At 70.5% G+C, this 23038-nt stretch carries 24 protein-coding genes; 12 read left to right on the top strand and 12 right to left on the bottom strand.

Going from position 1 to position 23038, the window contains the following annotated elements; genetic code table 11:
- Nucleotides 1-30: 30 nt before the first annotated feature.
- The gene (locus tag L324_RS23200) at nt 31-1212 is read right to left on the bottom strand and encodes a S8 family peptidase (protein ID WP_037312243.1); all 1182 of its coding nucleotides are present in this window, start codon (nt 1210-1212) and stop codon (nt 31-33) included.
- 270 nt (nt 1213-1482) lie between these two features.
- Here L324_RS23200 and L324_RS23195 point away from each other — a divergent pair, with 270 nt between their 5' ends.
- Complete coding sequence (locus L324_RS23195) at nt 1483-2286, top strand: pentapeptide repeat-containing protein (RefSeq protein WP_037312241.1); 804 nt, start codon at nt 1483-1485, stop codon at nt 2284-2286.
- A gap of 6 nt (nt 2287-2292) precedes the next feature.
- Here the strand turns inward: L324_RS23195 and L324_RS23190 are convergent, their stop codons facing one another.
- Nucleotides 2293-2931, bottom strand: a complete 639-nt coding sequence (locus L324_RS23190) for an SDR family NAD(P)-dependent oxidoreductase (protein WP_037312239.1) — start codon at nt 2929-2931, stop codon at nt 2293-2295.
- 180 nt (nt 2932-3111) lie between these two features.
- On the opposite strand from L324_RS23190, the gene L324_RS23185 reads away from it, so the two are divergent.
- Nucleotides 3112-4065, top strand: a complete 954-nt coding sequence (locus L324_RS23185; protein ID WP_037312237.1) for a helix-turn-helix transcriptional regulator — start codon at nt 3112-3114, stop codon at nt 4063-4065.
- Here L324_RS23185 and L324_RS23180 read toward each other — a convergent pair.
- Nucleotides 4044-4982, bottom strand: a complete 939-nt coding sequence (locus L324_RS23180) for an AraC family transcriptional regulator (RefSeq protein ID WP_037312235.1) — start codon at nt 4980-4982, stop codon at nt 4044-4046. The two genes, L324_RS23185 and L324_RS23180, sit on opposite strands and share 22 nt — an antisense overlap.
- A gap of 82 nt (nt 4983-5064) precedes the next feature.
- Here L324_RS23180 and L324_RS23175 point away from each other — a divergent pair, with 82 nt between their 5' ends.
- The gene (locus L324_RS23175; RefSeq protein WP_037312232.1) at nt 5065-5892 is read left to right on the top strand and encodes a Rossmann-fold NAD(P)-binding domain-containing protein; all 828 of its coding nucleotides are present in this window, start codon (nt 5065-5067) and stop codon (nt 5890-5892) included.
- 32 nt (nt 5893-5924) lie between these two features.
- Nucleotides 5925-6416 carry an anthrone oxygenase family protein gene (locus tag L324_RS23170; RefSeq protein WP_081736438.1) on the top strand — a complete coding sequence of 164 codons (492 nt, stop codon included), beginning with the start codon at nt 5925-5927 and terminating at the stop codon, nt 6414-6416.
- An 8-nt stretch (nt 6417-6424) separates the two neighbouring features.
- Here L324_RS23170 and L324_RS23165 read toward each other — a convergent pair whose 3' ends face one another.
- Nucleotides 6425-7657 carry an RNA polymerase sigma factor gene (locus L324_RS23165; RefSeq protein WP_037312231.1) on the bottom strand — a complete coding sequence of 411 codons (1233 nt, stop codon included), beginning with the start codon at nt 7655-7657 and terminating at the stop codon, nt 6425-6427.
- Nucleotides 7654-8787 carry a glycosyltransferase gene (locus L324_RS23160; RefSeq protein ID WP_037312229.1) on the bottom strand — a complete coding sequence of 378 codons (1134 nt, stop codon included), beginning with the start codon at nt 8785-8787 and terminating at the stop codon, nt 7654-7656. Before L324_RS23160 ends, L324_RS23165 begins: the two co-directional genes overlap by 4 nt.
- Before the next feature lie 83 nt (nt 8788-8870).
- On the opposite strand from L324_RS23160, the gene L324_RS23155 reads away from it, so the two are divergent.
- The 5 genes from L324_RS23155 to L324_RS23135 are packed head-to-tail and all read left to right on the top strand — an operon-like array spanning nt 8871 to nt 12438.
- Nucleotides 8871-9908, top strand: coding sequence for a hypothetical protein (locus tag L324_RS23155; protein ID WP_037312226.1), 1038 nt, complete (start codon nt 8871-8873; stop codon nt 9906-9908).
- Between the two features lie 38 nt (nt 9909-9946).
- Nucleotides 9947-10234, top strand: coding sequence for a hypothetical protein (locus tag L324_RS23150; protein WP_037312224.1), 288 nt, complete (start codon nt 9947-9949; stop codon nt 10232-10234).
- On the top strand, nt 10231-11628 hold the full coding sequence (locus L324_RS41025; protein ID WP_051174055.1) for a WXG100 family type VII secretion target: 1398 nt from the start codon (nt 10231-10233) through the stop codon (nt 11626-11628). The genes L324_RS23150 and L324_RS41025 overlap by 4 nt, the downstream gene beginning before the upstream one ends.
- Nucleotides 11615-12160, top strand: a complete 546-nt coding sequence (locus L324_RS23140; protein ID WP_037312222.1) for a hypothetical protein — start codon at nt 11615-11617, stop codon at nt 12158-12160. Before L324_RS41025 ends, L324_RS23140 begins: the two co-directional genes overlap by 14 nt.
- 23 nt (nt 12161-12183) lie before the next feature.
- Nucleotides 12184-12438, top strand: coding sequence for a hypothetical protein (locus L324_RS23135; RefSeq protein ID WP_051174054.1), 255 nt, complete (start codon nt 12184-12186; stop codon nt 12436-12438).
- Nucleotides 12439-12444: 6 nt separating this feature from the next.
- Here L324_RS23135 and L324_RS23130 read toward each other — a convergent pair whose 3' ends face one another.
- Nucleotides 12445-13239 carry a TetR/AcrR family transcriptional regulator gene (locus tag L324_RS23130; protein ID WP_037312221.1) on the bottom strand — a complete coding sequence of 265 codons (795 nt, stop codon included), beginning with the start codon at nt 13237-13239 and terminating at the stop codon, nt 12445-12447.
- 70 nt (nt 13240-13309) lie between these two features.
- Between L324_RS23130 and L324_RS23125 the strand changes: the two genes are divergently transcribed.
- Both L324_RS23125 and L324_RS23120 read left to right on the top strand, forming a co-directional pair.
- The gene (locus tag L324_RS23125) at nt 13310-16027 is read left to right on the top strand and encodes an SCO1167/SCO6262 family helicase (protein ID WP_037312219.1); all 2718 of its coding nucleotides are present in this window, start codon (nt 13310-13312) and stop codon (nt 16025-16027) included.
- Entirely contained in the window at nt 16024-17184 is a 1161-nt protein-coding gene (locus tag L324_RS23120) for an SWIM zinc finger family protein (protein WP_037312217.1), read from the top strand. Before L324_RS23125 ends, L324_RS23120 begins: the two co-directional genes overlap by 4 nt.
- Here L324_RS23120 and L324_RS23115 read toward each other — a convergent pair.
- From L324_RS23115 to L324_RS23090, 6 genes are all read right to left on the bottom strand, one after another.
- Entirely contained in the window at nt 17121-17768 is a 648-nt protein-coding gene (locus tag L324_RS23115) for a DUF4865 family protein (protein ID WP_037312620.1), read from the bottom strand. The two genes, L324_RS23120 and L324_RS23115, sit on opposite strands and share 64 nt — an antisense overlap.
- Before the next feature lie 36 nt (nt 17769-17804).
- Nucleotides 17805-18236, bottom strand: a complete 432-nt coding sequence (locus L324_RS23110; RefSeq protein WP_051174053.1) for a hypothetical protein — start codon at nt 18234-18236, stop codon at nt 17805-17807.
- Nucleotides 18237-19102: 866 nt separating this feature from the next.
- Entirely contained in the window at nt 19103-20722 is a 1620-nt protein-coding gene (locus L324_RS23105; protein WP_037312214.1) for an acyl-CoA dehydrogenase family protein, read from the bottom strand.
- Nucleotides 20706-21311, bottom strand: a complete 606-nt coding sequence (locus tag L324_RS23100; RefSeq protein ID WP_037312212.1) for a TetR/AcrR family transcriptional regulator — start codon at nt 21309-21311, stop codon at nt 20706-20708. Before L324_RS23100 ends, L324_RS23105 begins: the two co-directional genes overlap by 17 nt.
- Before the next feature lie 32 nt (nt 21312-21343).
- Complete coding sequence (locus L324_RS23095; RefSeq protein WP_037312210.1) at nt 21344-21802, bottom strand: peroxiredoxin family protein; 459 nt, start codon at nt 21800-21802, stop codon at nt 21344-21346.
- A 35-nt stretch (nt 21803-21837) separates the two neighbouring features.
- Complete coding sequence (locus tag L324_RS23090; RefSeq protein ID WP_037312208.1) at nt 21838-22371, bottom strand: RNA polymerase sigma factor; 534 nt, start codon at nt 22369-22371, stop codon at nt 21838-21840.
- Nucleotides 22372-22503: 132 nt separating this feature from the next.
- Between L324_RS23090 and L324_RS23085 the strand changes: the two genes are divergently transcribed.
- Nucleotides 22504-23031: a DinB family protein gene (locus tag L324_RS23085; protein WP_081736437.1), complete on the top strand. Its 528-nt coding sequence runs from the start codon at nt 22504-22506 to the stop codon at nt 23029-23031.
- Nucleotides 23032-23038 lie beyond the last annotated feature (7 nt).

The raw sequence follows: 23038 nt of genomic DNA, 5'->3' as shown, positions 1-23038 counted from the left end.
GTCCTTTCCTGGCGTGTGTGGGGCGTGAGATCAGGCGGTCGGCGCCCAGTACAGGAGCCGGTTCGGCGAACCGGAGCCCGGGTTGGTCACCTTGTTCGGGGTGGCGGCGTTGATGAGCGCGGTGGCCACCTGCGCGGGGGTGGCGGACTTGTTGTTCTGCAGGTAGCGGGCGGCGACGCCGACCACGTGCGGGGTCGCCATCGAGGTGCCGCTGATGGTGTTGGTCGCGCTGTCACCGGTGTTCCAGGACGAGGTGATGTTCGAACCCGGCGCGAAGATGTCCACGACCGAGCCGTAGTTGGAGAAGCTGGAGCGCGCGTCGGTGTTGGTGGTCGAGCCGACGGTGATCGCCTGGGTCACGCGGGCGGGGGAGTAGTTCGAAGCGTTCGCGTTGGAATTCCCGGCGGCCACGCCGTAGGTGACGCCCGCGGCGATCGAGCGGCGGACGGCGTCGTCGAGGGCGGTCGAGGCGCCGCCGCCGAGGCTCATGTTGGCGGCGGCGGGCTTGACGTGGTTCTTGGTGACCCAGTCGATGCCCGCGATGACGCCGGCGGTGGTGCCGCTGCCGGAGTTGTTGAGCACGCGGACGCCGTAGACCGTGGCGCCCTTGGCGATGCCGTACTGCGAACCGGCGATCGTGCCGGCGACGTGGGTGCCGTGACCGTTGCCGTCCTGGGCGACGGCGTCGTTGTCGACGAAGTCGTAGCCGTTGCGGGCGCGGCCGCCGAAGGTGGTGTGGCTGATCCGCACCCCGGTGTCGATGACGTAGACGTTCACGCCGGCGCCGGTGGAGGTGTAGCTGTAGCGCTGGTCGAGCGGGAGGTTGCGCTGGTCGACCCGGTCGAGGCCCCAGGACGGCGGGTTGACCTGTGTGGCGTCCGCGTGGACGACCTGGTTCTGCTCGACGGCCGCGACCGAGGGGTCCGCGGCGAGCCGTTTGGCCTGCTTCTCCGAGAGTGACGCGGCGAAGCCCTTGAGCGAGCCGCTGTAGACCTGCTCCACCTTCGCGCCGAAGCGGCTGGCCAGCGCGTCGACGACGCCGGTGTCCTTCAGCGTGACGATGTAGCTGTTCGGGATCGCCTCAGGTGATCCCGCGGCGAGGATCTGTCCTTCGGCGGCCTGCGCGGGAGCGGCGGTGACGCTGATCGCCACGGCGAGGACACTCGCCATTCCGGCACCCGTCAGCCAACGCGCTTGTCTCGTCTCTCGCATGCGTTCGTCCTGTCGTTCGCAGGGGGACCGGCCGGTCAAGACCACGGGAGAGGAAAGCGGTCCAGCTCGACCGCATGGGACGGCACCTGCCGAAGCCCACGAAGATCGAGGTTATTGAGCGTTTGACATGTCCGATATCGACTGAATGGGGCAGGACCCGACCTTCGTCTGGCGACCATTAGCGGGGGGTGCCCTGCACGGAAAGTGGACCTGGGCTCCTCCGTACCCTGTGGGTGGAACACCTGCCGATCCTCTGGAGCCCGAATCACCGTGCCAGCCCTTTCGAGCCTGCGAGCCGACTGCGAGAACTGCTTCGGCCTGTGCTGTGTCGTCCCGGCCTTCGCGGCTTCGGCCGACTTCGCGATCACCAAACCGGCGGGCCAAGCGTGCCCGAACCTGCTCGCGGACTCCCGGTGCGGCATCCACGACAAGCTCCGCAAGACGGGCTTCACCGGCTGCACGGTCTACGACTGCTTCGGCGCGGGCCAGAAGGTCTCGCAGGTCACCTTCGACGGCGAGGACTGGCGGAAGGCGCCGAAGACGGCGAAGTCGATGTTCGCGGTGTTCCCGGTCATGCGGGATCTGCAGGAACTGCTCTACTACCTCACCGAGGCGGCCGCACTGCCGACGTCGGCGCCGATCCGCGGCGACCTGGCCGGGATGATCGACCGGACCGAGCGGATGACGCTGGAGAAACCCGACGTGCTGCGGAAACTGGACGTCCACGCGCACCGGGGCGAGGTGAACGGCCTCCTGCTGCGCGCGAGCGAACTCGCCCGCGCCGAGGTTCCGGGCAAGAAGAAGGACCGGCGCGGTGCCGACCTCATCGGCGCGAAACTGAAGGGCGCGAACCTGCGTGGCGCGCTCCTTCGCGGGGCTTACCTGATCGGCGCGGACTTGCGCGGCGCCGATCTGCGCCAGGCCGACGTCATCGGGGCGGACCTGCGCGACGCCGACATCCGTGGCGCGGATCTGCGTGGCGCGCTCTTCCTCATCCAGTCCCAGGTGGACGCGGCCAAGGGCGACGCGACGACGACGCTGCCCGAGTCGCTCTCCCACCCGGCACACTGGTAGCCGTTTTCATCCTTTGTGGACGATCTCCCGCAGCCTGCCGTCGTGCGGCTGGGTGTGCAGGCGCCAGTAGTGCTCGGCGATGTCGTCCGGGTCGAACGGTGTCCCCTTCGCGACGGCGCCGGCGACGGTGACCGACGCGACGTGCACGCCCGAGGGCCCGAATCGCTTGTCCAGCAGTGAGACCAGCGCACGGACACCGGCCTTGCCGAGCGACAGGCTGGTGTACTCCGGTACGGCGTCCGGCATTCCGCCGGTGATGATGATCGTGCCGGAGCCGCGTTCGGCCATCCGCGGCGCGACGTGAGCGGCGGTGGTGATCGCCCCGACGACGTTGACCGACCAGGCCCTGAGGTGCTCTTCAGTCGTGAGTTCGCCGGGGGCGTCGGCCTGGATGACGGCGGCGTTGTAGACCACGACGTCGGGCACGCCGTGTTCGCGGACGGCGGCGTCGAGGGCGGTCGTGAGTGCTTTCTCGTCGGTGACGTCGGCGGTCAGCGCGAGTGCGGTCCCGATTTCCGCGGCCACCGGGGCGAGGGTCGCCTCGGTGCGGGCGATGAGGGTGATCGGCAGCCCTTCACGGGCGAACCGGAGGGCCACGGAGCGTCCGATGCCCGGTCCCGCGCCGATGACCACTGCGCCTGCCATGTGTGCTCCTTCGAGGTCGGTTGCGGCCGACCGTAAGCCCTGACATCGATGTGAGGGTCAAGCTCGCGTTTCGTCCTCTGGATGCGGTAGTTGGCATCGCGAACTACCACATCCAGAGGACGAAACGCGGGTACCCAAAGTGCGCATCGGGTGAGCGGTTTACCTGCCAGACTGAGCCGTATGCGTGCTGATCGCCTGGTGGCCACCCTTCTGCTGATGCAGGCGCGGGGCCGGGTCACGGCTTCGGAGCTGGCCGACGAACTCGAGATCTCGGTCGCCACGGCCCGGCGGGACCTCGACGCGCTGTCGGCGGCGGGCGTGCCGGTGTACCCGCAGCCGGGCCGCGGTGGCGGGTGGTCGCTGATCGGCGGCGCGCGGACGGACCTCAGTGGACTGTCGGCGTCGGAGGCGCAGGCGTTGTTCCTGCTCGCCGGGCCGGCGGCGTCGATCTCGCCGGAGGTCAGATCCGCCCTGCGGAAACTGGTCCGCGCCCTGCCCGACACCTTCCGGGCCGACGCCCAGGCCGCCGCGGACGCGGTCGTCATCGATCCGTCCCGCTGGGGTGAGCGGGAGAAGGAACGGCCCGCACCGCTGACCGTGCTGCAGGCTGGGATCGTCCGCCGCCGCAAGGTCCGCTTCGGTTACGCGAAGAAGGGGGCCGCCCCGGCCGAGCGGCTGGTGGATCCGTGGGGCCTGGTGGACAAGGACGACGTCTGGTACCTCATCGCCGGCACCGAGAAGGGCCAGCGGACCTTCCGCGTCGACCGGATGGCCGACGTCGAGGTGAGCGACCTGCCCGCGGCGCGCCCGGACGACTTCGAGTTGTCGCGGGCGTGGGAGGGCGTGGTCGATCAGATCGAACGACGACGCTCGGGGCTGGACGCCACCGTGCTCATCGCGGAGCGGCATCTGCCGATCCTCCAGGACCACTTCGGACGGCAGTCGGTGGTCGAGGAGACACTCGGCGACGGACGGGTGCGGGTGACGGTGTCGGCGCCGGTGGCGTGGATGATCGCCCAGAAACTCGCGGGCTGGGGCTCGATGATCGAGGTACTGGGCCCGCCGTCGGTCCAGGAGGAACTCGCGCGGATCGGCGCGGAACTGGTCGAGCGCTACGCGACGCCGGCGCGGTAGTGCTGCGGGCTGACGCCGTGTTCGCGTTTGAACGCGGTGCTGAGCGCGAACGAACTGCCGTAGCCGACCTGCCGCGCGACCGCGCCGATGGTGACGTCGGGGTGCTGCCGCAGCAGATCCGCGGCGAGTGCGATGCGCCAGCTCGCGAGGTAGGCCATCGGTGGTTCGCCGACCGCGGCGGTGAACCGGCGGGCGAACGCGGCCCGTGAAACCCCGGTGTCGGCCGCGAGGCTCGCCACCGTCCACGGCTCGGAAGGCTTGTGCTGCAACAGTTTCAGCGCCCGCCCGACGACGGGGTCACGATGCGCGCGATACCAGGCCGGTGCCGCGGCCCCTGGCCGGTCGAACCAGGTCCGCAGCGCGGCGACCAGGAGCAGATCGAGCACCCTGTCCAGGACGGCTTCCTGCCCCGGCGAGTCCTTGACGATCTCCCCGGCGAGCAACGGCACGAGCGGGTTCTCCCACTCCTCGTCCCGCACGACCAGCAGCGGTGGCAGCGCGGTGAGGAGCCGTTTGCTGATCTCGCCCTCTAGCGGATAGGTGCCGGTCAGCAGGACGACGGGGCCGTCCGGATCGCTGCCCCAGGTGCGGACGCCGAGGTCGGACAGCTCGGTGAGGTGCCGTCCGTCGGGGGCCAGGCATTCCTGTCCCGGCAGGATCATCGCCTGCGGTGGCGTGGCCGGATCGTCCGCGACGAGATACGGGTCGGGGCCGCGGGCGATGGCGATGTCGCCGGCGCCGAGCCGGACGGCGTCCCCGTGCTCGGGCACGACCCAGGAGTCCCCGCGAACCTGGGCCATCACCGTCAGCGGCGCCTCGTCCTCCACGCGCAGTGACCACGGCGGGGTCATCACCGATTTCAGCAGGAACGCGCCGCGGGCGCGAGGTCCGTCGAGCAGTCCGGCGAGGGGGTCCATACCCGCCAAGTGTAGACGATGAAACATGGAATAGAGCCTTTGAACTATGTCGAGTCTCATTCCGAGGCGCTTGACTAGGGGCATGACAGAGACGAAGAACAACGAGACGGTGCTGGTCCTCGGTGCGACGGGCAAGACCGGGCGCCGGGTGGCACGGCGGCTGACCGACCTGGGGATCGAGGTCCGGAAGGCGTCGCGTCCGGCGTTCGACTGGGACGACAGGTCCACCTGGACGGCGGCGGTCACCGGCGTCGGCGCGGCCTATCTGACCTACTACCCCGACCTCGCCTTCCCCGGCGCCGCCGAGGCGATCCGCGACTTCTCGAAGCTGGCCGTGGAGCACGGCGTCCGGCGGCTGGTGCTGCTGTCCGGCCGCGGTGAGGAGGAGGCCGTGGTCAGTGAGGAAGGGGTGCGCGAGTCCGGTGCCGAGTGGACGGTCGTGCGGTCCAGCTGGTTCGCGCAGAACTTCAGCGAGCACTTCCTGCTGGAACCGGTGCTCGCCGGTGAGATCGTGCTCCCCGCCGGGCAGGTGACCGAGCCGTTCATCGACGTCGAGGACATCGTCGACGTCGTGGTGACGGCGCTGACCACCGACGGGCACGACGGCCGGGTGTACGAGCTGACCGGGCCCCGGTTGCTGGGTTTCGCGGACGTGGCGGCGGAAATCGGCAAGGCTGCGGGGCGGGATGTCCGGTACGTTCCGGTCTCCGCGGCGGAGTTCGCGGCGGGGGCTGCCGAACAGGGTGTGCCGGAGGAGGAGATCGAGGGCCTGACCGACCTGTTCACGCGCATCCTCGACGGCCGGAATGCCTCGCTCACCGATGACGTCGAACAGGTACTGGGCAGGCCCGCGAGGGACTTCTCCGACTATGCCGCGAAAGCCGCGGCCACCGGAGTCTGGAATCGATGAAACGAACGGGAATCGGAAGGGAGGCGACAGGAGTGTCCACGCTGAGCACGGTCATCCTGGTCGCGGCCGTCATCACGGCGGGGTTGATCGCGGGCTTGTTCTACGCCTACACCTGCTCGGTCATGCCGGGGCTGGGGCGGGCCGACGCCCGGACGTATGTGACCGGGATGCGGGAGATCAACATCGCGATCCTCAACGGCTGGTTCGCGCTGAGTTTCGGTGGCGCGCCGCTGCTCGCCGCGGTGGCGGCGGCGCTGCACTTCCGGTCGGAGCTGCGGTCCGCGCTGCCGTGGCTGATCGCGGGATTCGTCCTGCTGCTGGTGATGCTGATCGTGACCATGGCGATCAACGTGCCGTTGAACAACGCGCTCGAAGCGGGCTTCGACGGCGACAGCACCGACTTCGAGGCGCTGCGGGCGAAGTTCGAAGGTGTCTGGGAACGGTGGAACCTGGTCCGGACACTGGCCGCGATCGGCGGCTTCGGCGCGCTGGTGGGCGGGCTGATCGTGCACGCCCGCGCCTGATCCGTCCGTCAGGAGATTTCGGCGAGTTTTCCCGCCAGGTAGGCCCGCTCGGCGTCGGTACCGGTGAGCGCGAGCGCTTCACGGTAGGCGTCGGCGGCCTCTCCGAACCGGTCGAGCCGCCGGAGGAGGTCCGCGCGGGTCGCGGGAAGCAGGTGGTAGCCGGGCAGGCTGCCGTCCGCGGCCAGTTTGTCGACCAGTTCGAGCCCGGCCTCGGGGCCTTCGGCCATCGCGACGGCCACCGCCCGGTTGAGTTCGACGACCGGCGAGGGCACGAACCGCAGCAGTTCCCCGTACAGCGCGGCGATCTGCGCCCAGTCGGTGTCGGCGGCCCGCGCCGCGGTGGCGTGACAGGCGGCGATGGCGGCCTGGACCTGGTACTGCCCGGGGACACCGCGGCGGAGCGCGGTCTCCAGCAGTTCGGTGCCCTCGGCGATCTCGGCGGCGTTCCAGCCACCACGATCCTGATCCTCGAGCGAGACGGGCGTGCCGTCGCCGTCGACGCGGGTGACACGGCGGGCGTCGTGCAGGAGAAGCAGCGCCAGCAGCCCGAGGACCTCCGGTTCGCCGGGCATGAGTTCGGCGAGGACCCTGGCGAGCCGGATGGCCTCCGCGGACAGGTCCGGGCGCAGCAGATCGGTGCCCGCGCTGGCCGAGTAGCCCTCGTTGAACAGCAGGTACAGCATGCCCAGTACGGCGGCGGTGCGTTCGGGCAGCAGGTCGGCGGGCGGGACGCGGTACGGGATCCCGGCGGTGCGGATCTTCCGTTTCACCCGGACCAGGCGCTGCGACATCGTCGCCTCGGAGACCAGGAACGCGCGGGCGATCTCGGCGGTGGTGAGCCCGGCCAAGGTCCGCAGCGCGAGCGCGACCTGCCCTTCCATCGGCAGAGCCGGGTGGCAGCAGGTGAAGATCAGCCGGAGCCGGTCGTCGCCGACGCCGCTGTGGTTCCACTCCGGCTCGGCGTCGGCGGCCAGGTCCGCGGCTTCCCGCAGTTTCTCCGCGCCGACGGCCTCTCGGCGGATCCGGTCGGTGGCACGGTTGCGGGCGGTGGTGGTGAGCCAGGCGCCGGGTTTCGCGGGGACACCGTCGCGGGGCCAGGTGCGCAGCGCGAGCGCGAACGCCTCCTGGACGCATTCCTCGGCCAGATCCCAGTCGCCGGTGACCCGGATCAGGGTCGCGATCACCTGACCCGACTCCTCACGGAACGCCCTGGTGATCGCGGCGTCGAGGTCACCGGTCACCGGAGCAGCCCTTCCAGCAACGGAACGGTCTCCTCCGGCGGCGGATACGCGGTGACCTCGTCCCGCAGCCGCCCGGCCGCCTCCCGGTAGGACGGTTCCCGCAGCACCGAGGACACCGCGTCACGGATGTCCTCCGGGGTCGCTTCGATGACGTCGAGGACCCTTCCGAGCCCGAGTGCGACGGCACGATCGCCGTTGTGGGGCTGGTCGGCGCCCATCGGCAGCAGCACCATCGGCAGACCGTGGGTGATCGCGCCCAGGAGGCTGCCCGAGCCGCCGTGATTGAGGACCGCGTCGCAGTACGGAAGGACGTCGTCCTGCGGGAGGTACTTCGCGAGGTGGATGTGCTCGGGCTGACGGCTGAACTCCGCGGGATCGATGAGGTTCCCGACAGTCACCACACAGGTCGCGTCGACCTCCCGCAGACCGGCCAGCACCCGCGCGAACAGATCGCCGGACTCGGTGTTGAAGATCGTACCGAGGGTGAAGTAAAGCCCGGGGCGGCCCTCGACGTGCCAGTCCGGCACGGGGCCGCGTCCGGGAACGGGTACGTGGAAGGGCCGCGTGGTCGGCGGCAGCGGGAACCGGGGATCGCGGAAGCTCGCGGGGAAGGGCGAGAGCACGAGATGGCGGTGGGCCGTCTCCAGATTCCGTTGCGGGGGAAGCCCGTGGGCGGCGCGGACGTCGTTGAGCGCGTCGTCCACGAGGTCGGGGCGGATGAGGGCGCCCGCGGCGGTGACCAGGACGGTCGCGTGGGGGAGGCCGAGCTTTTCCGCGGTGATCATCGGACCGAGGTCCGCTTCGTCGCAGACGAGGAGGTCCGGCGCCCAGGTGTCGCAGAGCGCCAGGACGTCCTCCGCGCGCAGGGGAGCGGTACGGCGGACGAAACCGTCGCGCAGATCGGCGTCCTCGCGGTCCCTGTCGACGGGGAGCAACGGGCGGCGTTCTCCGTCGCTGCCGAGATTCGGGCCCGACGGGAACACCGTGAAGCCGGCCGCCTCGACGACGGGAACCATCAGCGGCTCGCCGGTGAACGCGATCGTGTGCCCCGCGTCGGCGAGCGCACGGGCGATCGGGACGAGCGGCCGGAAGTGGCCGTTGCCGCCGGCGAAGGTGAACAGGACACGCACTCGGACGACCCTATCGGCGGGACCGCCGGTTTTCCCGGCGTTGCCCCGCTTCTCACCCCACCGGTCAGCGCTACCCTGCGGCGGTGATCGATACGGACGCCGACGAGGTCCGGCTGTGCGCGCTGGAAGGCTGCGAGAATCCTTTGCCACCGCCCGCGGTGGACGCCGACGGGAAACGCAAGGGCGGACGGCCTTCGGCCTACTGCAGTAAGACGCACGCCGACGCGGCGTCGCGCGCCCGCCGGGCCGCCGCGGTGGCGAGCGTGGCCGATCCGCTGCTGGAGGTCCGCCGGATCGCCGACGAGTTCACCCCGGCGGCGGCGTCACTGGTGGAATCGCTCGACGCGATGCGCGCGCGGTTCGACGACGCGGCAGGGGCGGCCTTGGGCCGGGTCACCGAAGCCGAGACCGAGGCGGCCACGGCGCGGCGGGAGGCCGAGGAGGCCCAGCAGGCGGCGGCGAAGGCCGACACGGCGCGCGCGACGGCGCTGGCCGCGTCCCGCGACGACAGGATGGCCAAGGCCAAGGCCGAACGCACCGCCGAGCAGGCCTTGAAGGACGCGGAGGAGACCCGCCAGCGTTCGTGGACCGAGATCGCGGCGCACGAACGGGCCCGGGGCGCCGCCGAAGCCGCGACGGTCGCCGCGGAACGCGCCCGTGACGCGCTGGTCTCCGACCTCCGGACGCTGCGCGAGGATTTCGCGGCCGTGCGGACGGAGAAGACGCGGCTGACCACGGAGCTTGGTGAGCGGGACACCGCGCTGGCGCGGGCGGTGGCCGAACTCGAAGCCTTGCTGGACCGGCTCGACGAGGCGAAGGCCAGGGCGACGGTGTCCGAAAAGGACTGTGCCGCGGCACGGGCGGAATCCACGGCGCTACGGGGCGATCTGGACCGTGTCCGCGCCGAGCTGGCGCGGGAGCACACCGCCCGCAGCCTCGCCGAAGCCCGGGCGACCGCGCTGGCCGAGGAACTGGAGCGGGCACAGGCCCGCGCCGCCGCCGACCAGGCACGGTATGACGACGTCGTCCGTCAGCTGGCCGAACTCGCCCGTACTCCGGTCGTCGAGGAAGCGACCACCCCTTCGCCCGAATCGCCTGTGGAGACTCCCGAGCTCCCGTAGAGTCCCGCTGACCTATCCAGGGTTGGGGGTCTGAGGCTGTGAGCGGGTACGAGGTCGAGATCGGTCAGCTGCGGAACGCGGCCAAGGCGGCGGGGTCCGCGGCGGACCAGGCCAGAGCCGTGGAACCGGGCGCAGGCCTGGACGCGATCGCGACGGCGTTGCCCGGTGGCGAGGCCGCGAAGAGCGCGCCGACGCTGGCCTCGACGTTCACCGAGCGCGCCAAGGGGTGGGCCGGCGAGATCGACCGCTGGGGCGAATCGATCACGACGGCCGCGAAGGCCTATTCCGAAAGCGAGAAGTCCGCGGAGGAGGCGTTCGGAGGATGACGGTCGGCTACGACGACGTCCGCACATGGGACGCCGAAGCGCTCGACGCGACGGCCACCAACCTGGGTGGACGGCGGGACAAACTCCTCGGGCTGCAGGACGAACTCGACGACGCCAGGAAACTGCCCGACTGGCACGGCCCGGCGGGCGAGCGCGCCCGCGATTCGCTGGGCGAGACGCGGAACGACGCCGAGACCCTGATCGCGGAACTCTCCGCCGTCGAAAGCGCCCTGCAGAACGCGTCGGACGATGTGTCCGCACTGAAGACCAGGGTCGCCAACAACGACTCCCTCGCCGGCACCTACCAGTTCCGCATCGCCGCCGACGGCGCGATCGTGGACGACAAGCCCGCCGATCCTCCGCCGAAGTCCCGGTTCGAGGCCGAGGAGTACGCCGAGTCCCGGCGGCACCGCGAAACCATCAGGAAGCAGCTGGCACAGGAAACCAAGGCGATCCTCGCAGCGGCGAACGCCATCGACGCCACTCTCGCCCGGGTGATGCGGCTGGCGCGGGACGGCGAGATCAGCGACCACGGAGCGACCACCCTGGCCGGTGCCAGGAAGGGCGGGGAGATCGACGCCCAAGTGGTCGAGATGGAACAGGCCCTGCGCGACGCGGGTCTGCTGAACGGACCACCCGCGTCCGGCCACTACCGGCAATGGCTGGAGAACGCCGTACGCCGGGGCGTCTCGATCGACACCATCAAGAAGATCGCCGACGAACACGACATCACGCCGGAGGACTTCAAGGTCCTCGACGGCATGGAAGAGATCCGCGAGGACAAGGACGGCGACGGGACCTACAAGTCGTACTTCCTGATGCCGACCGACATCAGCGGGGACGACGCCGCCAAGGCGGTGCGGATGACCTACGTCCTGAACGCGGGCACCGACTACGGCACCGAAGGCGAGAAGACCGACTTCGCGCCGACGCCGTACGGATCCGAGGAACTGCGGCGGATCACCGACCGGCAGCGGGAGAACTCCTGGAGCTACGACGACGACGTGGGTTTCGTGCACGGCAACGGCGGGCGGCTGGTGACCACCCCGAACGGCATGATGATGGGGCTCGGCGGAAACCTCGTCCAGGACCAGTTCAGCCAGCGCGGCGGAACCACCTGGGGCGACACGTTCATGCTGAACATCGACGATCCGAAGGATCCGGCGCAGCAGCTTCGCGAGGTCGCGAAGTCGGGCCACGCCTGGTACGAGGGCGACAACGGTGCCTCCCAGGGGTCGCTCGACATGGACCGGCTGCTGCACCACGAAGAGCGCCATTCCCAGCAATGGGGCCGCGAGGGCTACACGGGCTTCCTCGCCTCCTACGCGTGGGAGCAGGTCACCGGCGGCAACGAAACCGAGGAAGACGCGGGACTGTCCGATGGCGGCTACTAGAAGGGTCGTCTGCGCCGCCGTGCTCGTGGCGGCGGTGACGGGGGCGTGTGACACCAGGGCGCAGTTCGCGCCGTCGCTGCCGCCGGAGGCCGGGTTCCGCGTCGACGACGGCGTCCTGAAACTGTGGACGGGCACTCCGTGCGAGGGCGTCACCGGCCTGAGGCTGACGTTCGATTCCGGCGCCAAGGAGAGCACGGAGCAGATGTGGACCGCGCCGCGGCCGGGGGTGCGGGTCGAGCGCCTGGACCTGCTGACAACCTCCGGCGAATCCTCTGTGGACACCAGTGGCCTCCAGGTCCGGACCCCGCTGCCCGCGGAGTACGACTGGACCAAGGCAGGCTCGGTCAGCATCGCCGTCGACGGCCCGAAAGCGTACGGTGCCAAGGCCGACGTCACCCAGGTGCTGCGCGAGTCGGCCCGGCATCCGGCCGGGAGCTACCTGTTCGGCCGGAGCGGCTGGCTGGACGCGGCCGGCGTCCAGCGCGAGAACCGGAAGTCGTTCCTGACCGTCTGCACTCCCGACCCGGAGTGACGTTGCCACCAGCGGAGCCGCATATGGACATGCCGGACGACACCGGCCGCACGAGCACCTCGAGGACGGTGTTCCGACGCGTCGTGCTCGGCGCGTTCGCCTGCGTCGCCGCGGTGATCGTGCTGCTCGCCGGCCGCGCGGTGCTCAGCGCGACCGGCTTGTCCTCCGATCCGCACGGCTACGGGATGTTCGCGGGGATCCTGTTCACGGCGGTCCTGACCCCGGTCGCGCTGGCGTTGTGGCTGCTCTACCGCTCATTGCGACGACGCGGCAGGTGACCTGGCTCAGGAGGGCAGTTCCCGCTCCGCCCCGCGTGCGGCCCCGTTCACCAGTTGCTCCACGCCGTCCAGGATCCGTGCCAGGCCGAACCGGAAGGTGTGCAGCGGCGCGCTCGCCGCACCGTGTGCCTCCCCGGCCGCCTGGCCGATCCGCGCCGCCAGCGGGAACAGGCCCGCGTCGGCTTCCGGGATCTCCGCGAGCACGGGGGCGCTGGCGGTCCACCACTCCATGTCCGTCATCCCGGAGCGGCGCACGAGACTCGCCGACTCGACCGACCCCCGCGCGATGCCCTGGACGTATCCGTTGACCATCGCGACCACGGCGTCCATCTCCAGGTCGGTGAGCCCGATCGCGTCGATGGCGCCCAGCTCGCGTTCGTGCTTGGCGAAGGTGTTGGGGCCGAGGGGGAGACGGCTGGTGATGAGCTGGAGCATCCACGGATGCCGGTGGTACATCTCCCAGGCGTCTTCGGCGAGGATCGTCATCGTGACCCGCCAGTCGTGGCTCGCCGGCGGATCGGTCAGCTCGCCGTGCACCCGGTCCATCATCAGGTCGAGCAGCTCGGCGCGGCTGGGGATGTAGGTGTAGAGGGACATGGGGGAGACGCCGAGCCGTTCCGCGCCCCGCCGGACCGACAGCGCGGCGATCCCCTCGGAGTCGGCGAGGTCGATCGCCGCGGTGACGATCTCCTCGACGGTCAGCTTCGGCTTGGGGCCACGCCGGGGTTTGTCCCGCACGCCCCAGAGCAGTTCGATGGTCCGCCGTGGATCGCCCGTGCCGGTGTAGTCCGCGTACGTCATCCTTGTTCTCTCTACGCTGTACAGAGTTTGTGTTATCCTGAACTGTACACCGTACAGAGATTGGGGTTGAGTGACGTCTCACGACGGTTTCGACAGTGTCGTGTTCGAACCGAAGAATCCGGCTCGGACCAGCGGATTCGTTTTCTGGAACGCCGACGGTGACCGGCCGGGGACCGGGGAGGTGACGGTCGCCCTTCCCGAGCTCAGGACAGTGCCCTGCGTCCGGCTTCCGATGGCCGAGGCGCTCCCCGCCCTCCTGCGGCTGCACGCCAGCGGCGATCCCTCCGCGCGCTTCTGGAGCATGGCGGCCACGGCGGCTCTCAAGCTCGCTGAGGCGGGCCGCCTGCTGCCCGGGCTCACCGAGTCCGATGTGGACGCCTGGCGTGCCGGGCCGCTGGAGGCCGCCGAAGCCGCGTGGCTGCACCGGCTCGCCGAGGCGATGCCGCCGCGGGCCCGGGCTATTCGCGGAGAGGGAAACCTCCTCCCGGCGAGGTATCCGCTGCTGCGCGCGTTCCTCGACGCGGTCGCCGACACCCTGCCCCGGACACCCGCTGCCGCGCAGGCGACCGGCGTCAAGGCCTTCGCCGCCCCGCCGTCGCATCGGGTCCCGGAGCTGCGGGACTGGGCTGCCGAGGTCGCGGCCGGGCTGGACTCCGGCGTCCGGGTCTCGCTGCGCGTCGAGATGCCCGGCGACGACTTCGCCGACGGGCGCTTCCGCGGGGTTGTCCAGGTGCACAACCTCGCCGATCCGGGCGTGGTGGGCGACGCCGCCGCGCTGTGGGCGGGCGACGACAGGTTCGGCCCGCGGGCCCGGATCGACGTGATGCTGGCGCTGCTGCGCGCGGCCCAGGTGTGGCCACCGCTGGAACCACTGCTCAACGCGGCGGTCCCGGACGAGGTCGGCCTCGGCGACTCCGACGTCACCGAACTCCTCACCACCGGCGCGCCACTGCTGGCCACCGCGGGTATCGAGGTCCACTGGCCCGCCGTGCTCGCGCGCGATCTGAGCGCGAAGGCCGTCGTCGGCGGCGGTGACGCGCCTCCCGGCGACCTCCCGTCGTTCTTCGCGGGCGGGAAGCTGCTGGAGTTCGACTGGCAGCTCGCGCTCGGCGGCGCCGCGCTCACCGCGGCCGAGATGGACGCGCTGGCCGAGGCCCACCGTCCCGTGGTGCGGCTGCGTGACCAGTGGGTGCTCGTCGACCCGGCGCTGGCGGCGAAGGCGCGGGATCGTGCCCTGAAACCGCTGACCCCCATCGACGCGCTCGGCGCCGCGCTGAGCGGGACGGCCGAGGTCGACGGCGAACGCGTCGACGTCCTCACCGACGGCTGGCTCGCCGCGTTGCGGGAACGGCTGCTCGCCCCGCCCGAACCGCAGGCCCCGCCGCGGGGTCTGGCCGCGACCCTGCGCGACTACCAGCTGCGCGGCCTGCAGTGGCTCACCGCGATGACCTCGATCGGGCTCGGCGGCTGCCTGGCCGACGACATGGGTCTCGGCAAGACCATCACGCTGATCTCGCTGCATCTGCAGCGCGCGGACGGCCCGACGCTGGTCGTCTGCCCGGCCTCCCTGCTGGGCAACTGGGAACGCGAGATCACCCGGTTCGCCCCCGGCGTCCCGGTGCGGCGGTTCCACGGCACGGAGCGCTCGCTCGAGGACCTCGGCAACGGTTTCGTGCTCACCACCTACGGCACGCTGCGCGTGGACCCGGGCCCGCTGGGCGCCGTCCACTGGGGACTGCTGGTCGCCGACGAGGCTCAGCACGTCAAGAACCACCGCTCCGGCACGGCGAAGGCGCTGCGGACGCTGACGTCGTCGGCCAGGGTGGCGCTGACGGGCACCCCGGTGGAGAACAACCTCGCCGAACTGTGGGCGATCCTCGACTGGACCACTCCCGGTCTGCTCGGCACCATGGCCGACTTCCGCCGGGTGTGGGCGAAACCGGTCGAGTCCGGAAAGGACCCCGAGGCCGCGGAGCGGCTTTCCCGCCTGGTCCGCCCCTTCCTGTTGCGGCGGCGCAAATCCGATCCGGGGATCGCACCGGAACTGCCTGCCAAGACCGAGACCGACCGGCCGGTGACGCTCACCGCCGAGCAGGCGGCGCTGTACGAGGCGACGGTGCGCGAACTGATGGCCGAGATCTCCGCCAGCGAGGGCATCGCGCGCCGCGGCCGGATCGTCAAGCTGCTCACCGGGCTCAAGCAGATCTGCAACCATCCCGCCCAGTACCTCAAGGAACCGGCGGGCGCGGTGCTCGACGGCCGGTCCGGCAAGCTCGAACTGCTCGACGAACTCCTCGGCACCATCCTCGCCGAGGACGGCGCGGTGCTGGTGTTCACCCAGTACGTCGCCATGGCGCGGCTGCTGGAACGGCATCTCGCCGCCCGCGGGATCGGCACGCAACTCCTGCACGGCGGCACCCCGGTGCCCAAACGCGAGGAGCTGGTGCGCCGGTTCCAGGCCGGTGAGGTACCGGTGTTCCTGCTGTCGCTCAAGGCGGCAGGGACCGGGCTCAACCTGACCCGCGCCGATCACGTCGTGCACTACGACCGCTGGTGGAACCCGGCGGTGGAGGACCAGGCGACCGACCGCGCCTACCGGATCGGGCAGACCCGGCCGGTGCAGGTGCACCGGCTCATCGCCGAGGGCACGGTCGAGGACCGGATCGCGGCGATGCTGCGGGAGAAACGCGCGCTGGCCGACGCGGTACTCGCCGGCGGCGAGGCCGCCCTGACCGAACTGACCGACACGGAACTGGCCGAACTGGTCGAGTTGAGGAGCCGCCGATGAGCACGCCCGACGACCGCGTCCGCGGCTTCCCCGCCTTCGGCGCCCAAGGTGGCCGCGGCCAGTTCGCCCGCTCGTGGTGGGGCCGCGCGTGGATCAGCGCGATGGAGGACACCGCGCTGGACCTGCGGCAGCTCAAACAGGGCCGCAAGTACGCCGCGGCCGGCCGGGTCGGGCCGATCACGGTCAGCCCCGGCCGGATCGCCGCCGTGGTCGACGACCAGGAAGGCCAGTACCGCACCGAGGTCCGGCTCGCGGAGCTGACCGAGTCCGAATGGGAGCACTTCCTCGATCGCGTCGCCTCGCGGGCCGGGCACCTCGCAGCGCTGCTGGACCGGGACATGCCACACGACCTCGTCGAGGCCGCGGACGACGCCGGGGTGCACCTGCTGCCCGGGATCGGGGACCTCGACCCGGACTGCGACTGCCCCGGCTGGGAACTGCCGTGCCGTCACGCGGCGGCGCTGTCGTTCCAGGCCTCGTGGCTGCTCGACGCCGATCCCTTCGTGCTGTTGCTGATGCGGGGCAAGGGGGAGCGGGAACTCCTCGACGAGTTGCAGCGGCGCAACGCGCCCCGGTTCGTGCGGACAGGGGACGACGACACCTCACCGGAGCGGGCCTACGCCGACGAACCGGGTCCGCTGCCCGACGTCGCCGAGTTCGTGCCGTCCGCAGGTCCGACGGTGCCCGCCGCACCCGGCATCCCCGCGGAGACCTTCGCCCTGCTGGTGGCCAACGCCGCCCAGATGGCCGGTGCGCTGCTGGCGTCACAGCCGAAGCTCACCCGCAGACAGGACGCCGTCCGCCTCGCCGCCACCCGGCCGGAGAGCGCCGGACGGCTGCGCCCACCCGAGGGTGGTGACGACTTCGACCGCGCCGTGCTCGCCTGGCGACACGGCGGGCGTGCCGGTCTCGACGTCCTGGAAACCACCTGGACCCCGCCGCCCCAGGCGATCGGCCGCGCAAGGGCGGCCTTCGCCGAGGTGGTGGACGATCCCGGCCAGGGCCTGGACGTCGAACGCAACCACTGCGCCGTCCGCGGGACGGGCGTGGAGATACGGCTGGGCAAGGACGGCCTCTGGTACCCGTACCGGGATCAGTGGCCGGCCGGGACGCCCGAGGCCGACCCCGGGGTGCTGCTCGCCGCGCTGCTGGGCTGATCCCACTGCCGTCCTCGCCGCAGCTCGTCCAGCCGCGGCGAGGACAGGTGGAGGATCCGGTACCGGACCTCGTCCGACTCCGGTGCCTCGTCGCGCCACAGGCTGTAGCGCACCACCTGCCAGGTCCGCGGATCGACGGCCAGCGCCCCCGAATGCGCGCCGTCCTGCCGCAGGTGCTCGCGAAGCCCGTCGAGGGCCTCGCCCAGGAAGGCCACCGGATCGGCCTCGGCGGGGATCGTCGTGACGTGCTTGCCCGCCGCCACGGGAGCGGTGCCGAACGCGGGACCCTCCTCGAATCCGAGCACGGTCCAGTGCTGCACCGCGGGACGCCCGAACGACTCGATGATGCCGGTGAACGGCCCGCCGAACAGGAAGGCGTTCATCCCGGCCTCGTCGTGCCACAGGTAGAAGGGGGAGTACTGGTTCAGGGTCGAGCCGTCGACGCCGCGCTCCCGGATCCCGTACACCTTCAGCCCCAGGCCGCCGAAGTCGTCGAGCAGATGGCCGCGGGTGGCGACGCGGTCGCGGATGACGCCCATGTCGTAGTCGGCGGGGAGGGTGATCTCGTACTGCATCGCATGCATGCCGTACATACTAGTAGGTACAGTGCGGTGTCCTGGCTATTTCTTGCTGAGCCGGAGGATCCCCTCGTTGCCCTGTACCGCGACGACGACGATCACCTGCCGGTTGATCTGGTGGGCCATCCCGGCCGGACCGGACACCGCCGCGCCCATCCCGCCCGACGCCGGGGCGAGCCCCACCTTCCCGGCCTGGATCGCGACCGCGAGCGGCCCCGCGCCGCCGTCGTTGGGGATCTGATCGCCGTTGCGCACCAGCACCTCGCACTCGCCGTCGGCGCACGCCCGCAGATCCCGTCCGTCCGCGGCGACGAACGGTGCCCCGGACGGGGCCGCCGCCCCCAGCATCGGCGCACTCCCCGCGGAAGGCCCCGAACTCGCCGCGGCGAAGATCGGCGTCGGGGCGGCCGTCGCGCAGCCGGCGGCGAACAGCGCCAGGGGGACCAGGACCAGGCATCTTCGGCGATCGACCATGACCGACGAACGTAGCCGACGCGGGAGCCCTTGCATGCACCCGAATTCCGCAATCCCGCGGCCATTCGCAGTGCTCGGCGGCCGTCCGGCCGGCGGAATCGGCCGGACCTCAGCGGCACGTGGTCATCCGGGCACTGAGCGTTCGACTCACCGGGCGGAGTCGTGAGTGGTAATGACGGTTCTATTTTGAGGGGTAAGGCAAAGATGTCGTGCTCCGGCGAGCGTCCGGCTGGCTGGCGGAAGCCGGGCCGCGGATCCGAGAGACACTCTTCTGAAGACAAGTGTCCGACTTGGGCTGTTTGTGCGGTTTCACGGGGTGGTCGTGAGTGGCAAGGAGCGTTAGAACGCTCTTTGCCACTCACGACCCCGGTCAGGAACGTGCATTCAGGCATCAACCGGACGCCGGATCGCCGCAAACTGTCCTTCGCGGACAGGCCCCGGTCTCGTGAGGGAGTCCCACGTAGGTCGCCAAGTAGTGAAGGCCTCCTTCGCTACCTTGAGGGTAGGCAAGGGGACCTTCACGCCATCGAGTCGATCACGCCACGTTTGCCTTACCTCTCAATAACCAACCCTCACTCGGGTACCTGCTCGTAGCCTGCGGCCTTGCCCGCGGTGAAGTACATGATGGCCCCCTTCCTTGCGCTAGGCGCAAGGAAGGGGGCCATCATGTACTTCGGAAGGCTGTGAAGGTCGAGTTTCCTCTGCTGAGCCGAGCGAAGGGGACCTTCACGCGCTACCGCTGTGACCGGCGGTGCCACTGAGCCTGGTGGCGATGGTCCGAGCCAGCCGCCAACGAACCTGCCCCCGGTAGGTACCTAAAACACCCTTGGTTCTCACCGTCATCACCACTCACGACAGAGCCGGCCTCAGACCTCGGCGCGGGCGACGATCGCCCGGGTGTCCACCCCGGACGGAAGCGTCCCGAACGCGCCACCCCAGTCGCCGCCCAGCCGTGACGCGCAGAACGCGTCGGCCACCGCCGGCGCACCGTGCCGCACCAGCAACGAACCCTGCAACACCAGCGCCATCGACTCCACCAGCCGCCGCGCCCGGTACTCGATGTCCGACAGATCGGACAGCTCCTTGCGCAGCCTGTCCACCGCGTCGTCCAGCCGCACGTCGGCACCGGCCGCCTGCTCGACCTCCGTGAAGTACGCCGCCACCGACTCCGGCTGCTTCGCCATCGCCCGCAACGCGTCCAGCGCCGCGACGTTGCCCGAACCCTCCCAGATCGACATCAGCGGCGCCTCACGGTAGAGCCGCGGCATCCCCGACTCCTCGACGTACCCGTTGCCACCCAGGCACTCCAGCGCCTCCACCGCGTGCGACGGACCCCGCTTGCACACCCAGTACTTCGTCACCGCCAGGCCCAGCCGCCGGAACGCCTGCTCCTGCTCGTCACCCTGCCGGTCGGTGGCCGCCGCCAGCCGCATCCCCACCGTCGTCGCCGCCTCGGACTCCACCACGAGATCCGCCAGCACATTCCCCATCAGCGGCTGATCCACCAGGTTCGCCCCGAAAGCCCGGCGATGCCGCGCGTGATGGACCGCCCGCACGGCGCCGTACCGCATCCCCGACGCGCTCCCGACCGCGCAGTCGAGCCGCGTGTTGTTCACCATCTCGATGATGGTGCGCACCCCGCGGCCCTCCTCGCCGACCAGCCAGCCGACCGCGTCGTCGTACTCGATCTCCGACGACGCGTTGGAGCGATTGCCCAGCTTGTCCTTCAGCCGCTGCAACCGGATCCCGTTGCGCGAACCGTCCGGCAGGACACGGGGGAGCAGGAAACACGACAGCCCGCCCGGCGCCTGCGCCAGCGTCAGGAACATGTCCGACATCGGCGCCGAGGTGAACCACTTGTGCCCGACGATCACGTAGCTGCCATCACCGAGCGGCCGCGCCGTGGTCGTGTTCGCCCGGACGTCGGAACCGCCCTGCTTCTCCGTCATCGACATCCCGGCGATCAGCCCGCGCTTCGTGCTCGGCTCACGCAGCCCGAAGTCGTATTCCGCCGACGCCAGCAACGGCTCGTACCGCGCCGACAGCTCCGGAGTGAACCGCAACGCCGGAACCGCCGCGTAGGTCATCGAAATCGGGCACGTATGTCCCGCGTCTACCTGACCCCAGACGTACATCTTCGCCGCCCGCGCCGCATGCGCACCCGGACGGGAATCCCGCCACGGCGCCGCGTGCAGCCCGTGGGACACCGCGACGTCCATCAAGTCGTGCCAGTGCGGGTGGAACTCGACCTCGTCGATCCGGTTCCCGACCCGGTCGTGCGTCCGCAGCACCGGCTCGTTCTCGTTGACGAGCCTGCCCCACTCCTGCACCTGCTCACTGCCGGCCAGCCTGCCGAGCGCGTGCACCTCGGCCACCGCCCAGCCCGCGTCCGCCCGCTCCAGCCCCTCCAGCAGAGCCGGATCCGCGGCGACGTCGTACTCCGTCAGCGGCGGCACCTGGTTGGTGACCTCATGAGTGACCGGCATCGGAACCTCCCAAAGAACGCAGGACGAAAGTGCGCAGCCCGGACACCTCGTCCGCACTGCCGGTGGTCAACGGACCGATCAGCACCTCGGCGGCGGCACCGACCAGCGCCGCCGCGGTGACCTCGGCGTCCTGGGCGGGCAGCACCCCGGAACGGACGCCGTCGGCCACGAGCCCGGCCACCACATCGCGGAACGCGCGCCGGAACACCAGCCGTTCGGCCTCGATCGGCGCGTCGACGGGCTCGGCCAGCAGCGCGTAGGCCATCCGCGGCGTCTTCAACGCGCGGCTCGCGAAGGTGTCGAAGACCGCCACGACCCGCTCGGCAGGTGTGCCGGGCCGCTCCGACACCGCGCGCACCGCCTCGACCTCACGCGTGACGACCTTGCGGAACAGCTCCACGACCAGCGCGGCCTTGGTGGGGAAGTGGCGGTACACGCTCCCGACCGCCACCCCGGCCCGCTCCGCGACCGCCGACACCGAACACCCCGCGTAGCCACGCTCCGCCAGCTGCTCCATGGCGGCGGCGAGGACGGCGTCACGCTGGGCGTCCAGGCGCTCCTGGACCTTCGGTGTACGGCGATACGGCACCCAAGAAGTGAAGCACTGATTCACACCTTCAGTCAACGCACTCTGGCAAGCCCCTCCACCGCACTGACGATCCCCTTCCGGTCATAAGCACCGGTCGGCATCGTCGCCGCATGGGCATGCCGGACCACCCCGTCCCGGTCGATCAGCACACTGCCCGACTGCTGCAGCAGCTTCTTCCCCAACCCGAAAGCCTCGTGCGGCGTACCGCCGCGACCGGTCACCACCCGGAACGGCACCCCGCGCTTCGCACGCCACGCCTTCGCCTCCGCCCGGCCCTCGGGAACGGCGACCAGCACCCGCACCTCCGCGGCGGCCAGCTCCTCGGCCCGCCCCACGAGATCCTTCACATGGCTGTTGCAGACCGGACACGTGGTCGACCGCATGAAATAGATCAGCACGTTGTCCTTACCGCGGTGATCCGAAAGCCGCACGACCTGCCCGGCCGTGTCCTCCAGAACGACCTCGGGAACCGTGGAACCGATTTCGAGCATGACAACTCCTCAAGAGAAATAAGGGGAAACGAAGATCAGGAAGCAGGAATGTCGAGAAGAGCCCGCACCGTCGCCCGGGCGCGATGCAGCCGGGACTTCATCGCGGCCGTACTCAGACCGAGCGCGTCGGCGACGGCCCGGCCCGAATGACCCTGGATGTCACGCATGATCAAGACGCGACGCTGATCAGCGGGCAACTCGGCGATCGCCGCCGCCACCCGTTGCGCCTCCAGCCGATCCAAGGCGTCCTCTTCGGCCGACACCACCACGACGGAATCCGCCAGATCGTCGCCACGCCACGCCCGGCGCGCCCGCCGGAGACACTCGTTGCGCACGATCCGGAACATCCACGACGCCAGCGCACCGGTGGCCCGCAGCGTGCCGATCTTCCGGTACAGGATGATCAGCGCCTCCTGCGCCGAATCCTCCGCGTCCTCCGGCGAAGCGCACAGCGACCGCGCGAACCGCTGCACATGCGGATGGGAACCCGAGACCAAGGCGGCGATGGCGGACGCGTCCCCACCCTGCGCCGCCACGATCAACGAGTCCCGCGGCCAATCGGCCTCCACGACAACCTCCTCCCGCGCCGAGCTTGTCCCGGCCCTTACAAGAGCCGGGCACCCCACGAAAGGATTCAGCCCGTCCCACGTGACCCCGCTCACCCCGGCAGGCGCACCACGAATCCCATGTCACCCGATGGCATGATCGCCGCTATGACATGGACCGCCCCCGAGGTGACCCGTCCGTCCGGCGACACCGCCGCCGACGAACGCATCCTCCTGCCCAGCCTGCTGAACTGGCACCGCAGCACCTTCCTCTCCAAGCTCTCCGGCCTCACCGGCGAACAACTCGCGCAGGCTTCGGTCCCGCCCTCCAACCTCACCCTCCTCGGCCTCATCCGCCACCTGGCCAAGGTCGAACGCATCTGGTTCCGCCTGCGCTTCGCCGCAGAAGACATCGAACCCCTCTACGACCCCGCCCTCGGCAAGGACCACGACTTCGAAGTCCTCGACGCCACCAAAGCCGAAGACGCCTACAACACCCTCCTCGAGGAAATCCGCCTGGCCGACGAAGCCGCCGCGCGAGGCTCCCTCGACGACACCTTCGACGTCGGCGGAAACCCCTTCTCGCTCCGCATGGTCTACGTCCACATGATCGGCGAATACGCCCGCCACAACGGCCACGCCGACCTCATCCGTGAACGTGTCGACGGCACCACCGGGGCCTAGGGGAGAG

It is taken from the genome of Amycolatopsis orientalis DSM 40040 = KCTC 9412 (assembly GCF_000478275.1).
Classification (GTDB): Bacteria; Actinomycetota; Actinomycetes; order Mycobacteriales; family Pseudonocardiaceae; genus Amycolatopsis; species Amycolatopsis orientalis.
Note: the sequence above shows the minus strand (reverse complement) of the source record. Positions and strands in the feature narration are given on the sequence as shown.